This window comes from Micromonospora sp. KC213 (assembly GCF_004348325.1).
Lineage (GTDB): Bacteria > Actinomycetota > Actinomycetes > Mycobacteriales > Micromonosporaceae > Micromonospora.
Map to the genome: position 1 here is coordinate 1 of NZ_SMKF01000334.1, position 1,797 is coordinate 1,797.

Consider the following 1,797-nt stretch of genomic DNA (forward strand, 5'->3'; position numbering starts at 1 on the left):
GGTCTGCTGGGGCCTTCTCGGACGCCTGGGCGGGGGTGGCGGTGCCCGCGAAGACGAGCTTCACCAGGCCCATGAAGGCAAGCGCCGGGACCGCCGACAGCACCGCGCCCGAGAGGCCCGGCTTTGCTACGGCGAGCTGGGCCGACAGCGACAGGCAGGCGGCGGCGATCAGCAGCGCGAGCGGATACTTCAGACCCTTACCGGCGCGACGGCGCTTCCGGATTTCCAGCAGCGCGGCGACCGGGATCAGCTCGCTAATGACGGCGTTCGCCCACCCGAACCAATCGGGCGTGCCCTTCGGGCTGTTCGCCATCGTCCAGTCGTGAACGTGCGTGAAGGAGGCCGCGCCCGCTGCGAGGCCGACGGTCACGAGGATCAGGACAAGGACGACGCCTTCGGTCTGCTCGGCGCGGGAGGAAGTCTTCACGGGAGGGGCGTCCTTTCGAGCGGGTGAGGTTCGCGAGGCCGGCGGGCCGGGGCGGCGAGGCCCCGGCCGAGGGAGCGAGGTCAGGCGGCGCGTATCTGGGCGGTGTGCCGTACGGCGGCCTCGGTCAGTGCGCCGGTCTGGGTCAGCGGGTGGGACTCGCTGAACGCCTCGCCTTCGGCGATCAGCCGGCCGCCGGACGGGCTCCACTCGCCGCCCCAGACGCGCCCGGCGTGAATCCGCGACCGCTTGCGGGCCTTGACCACGACGACCGGGGCACCGCCGTTGTCCGGGGTGACCCAGACCGAGGGCGAAGCGTGGCAGGTCGGGGCGAGGGACCAGACGACCCCGGTCCGGGCGACCTCGGTCCCGTCGGCCGAAATCTGCGCCCAGGTGATCCGGTCGCCCGGGGTAAACGGAGCGGGGGTGAAGATGGCGGTCACGGGGTCCTCCTCGGCGGTACTTCTCGCTGACGGGATCAAGTAAATCATGCACTGAACGTTCAGTGCAACTAGAAACGCCCCTGACCCAGGAATCCAAGGTCAGGGGCGTTGAGTGGCGGTCGTCAGCGGCCCGCGAGGTGCCGCCGTTCAGCGGCCGTCGCCGTCATCGGCGGTGTGGGGTTGGTCTTCGGGTACATGAAGCTGACCCGCTTGCTCTGGTGTGCCAGGCCCGCCCAGTGGCCCAACTCGTGCGCGATCAGCCAACGTCGGGTGCCAGCCGTGTAGCGGTACCGCTTCGCCTGGGCAACGTCGACCGTGATTGTTGTGGTCGTCCATGTCACTCGTTGGCCCCCGCCGAACGACAACCGGGTCCGCGTTGGCGACGCCCACCCGACCTTGTCGCCGGGCACCGACCCGGCGAGGATCAGCACGCAATCGGTACGCGGTGGGCACGGGGCTAGCTTGAAGGTGGTCTTCCCCGTGTAGCGGTCGAGCCAGCGGGCCCCGCCCGCGACGTCCCAGTCCTTCGGGATGCCGACCGTCTCGACGTACACGGGCCGCCCGCCGGTCGCGGCGACAGCAGCTAGCGGCAGTGCGGGGGACAGGGACGCGGCCAGCGCGGCGACCAGGCCGGCGGCGGTGAGCTTGCGCATAGTCTCAGCTCCTCGGGTCATCAACCGGCCTACCGGACCTGGCAGGTTACGGTGTTCGGCTCTTCGCCGGTCGCCCAGCGGGTCACGGGCGTGAAACCCAGCTCGGCCAGCGCGGACGCGAGCCGGGCCGGGGCGAGGACGCCGGCCGCGTCGGTCGTCAGCGGTACCCGCGCCCGCCGGTCGCCGACGCTGACGAAGCTGTCGGCCGACAGTCGGCCGGCGGCGTCGACCGTGGCGGTCGCGGTGGCGAAGACGGGGGCGGGCAGCGGGACGGGGT

4 protein-coding genes are annotated in these 1,797 nt (G+C 71.5%); all 4 read right to left on the bottom strand.

Translation table 11 applies throughout. The features are described from left to right. Positions 1-427 (bottom strand): DUF2637 domain-containing protein (locus tag E1166_RS30420; protein ID WP_132343237.1); only part of this gene is annotated, 427 nt, incomplete at its 3' end. Between the two features lie 80 nt (positions 428-507). Then, on the bottom strand, positions 508-867 hold the full coding sequence (locus E1166_RS30425) for a hypothetical protein (RefSeq protein WP_132343238.1): 360 nt from the start codon (positions 865-867) through the stop codon (positions 508-510). Between the two features lie 122 nt (positions 868-989). After that, positions 990-1,520 (bottom strand): hypothetical protein, encoded by a 531-nt coding sequence (locus E1166_RS30430; RefSeq protein WP_132343239.1) that lies wholly within the window; start codon positions 1,518-1,520, stop codon positions 990-992. Positions 1,521-1,549: 29 nt separating this feature from the next. Further along, the coding region (locus tag E1166_RS31340; protein ID WP_165944471.1) for a hypothetical protein at positions 1,550-1,797 on the bottom strand (248 nt) is incomplete at its 5' end.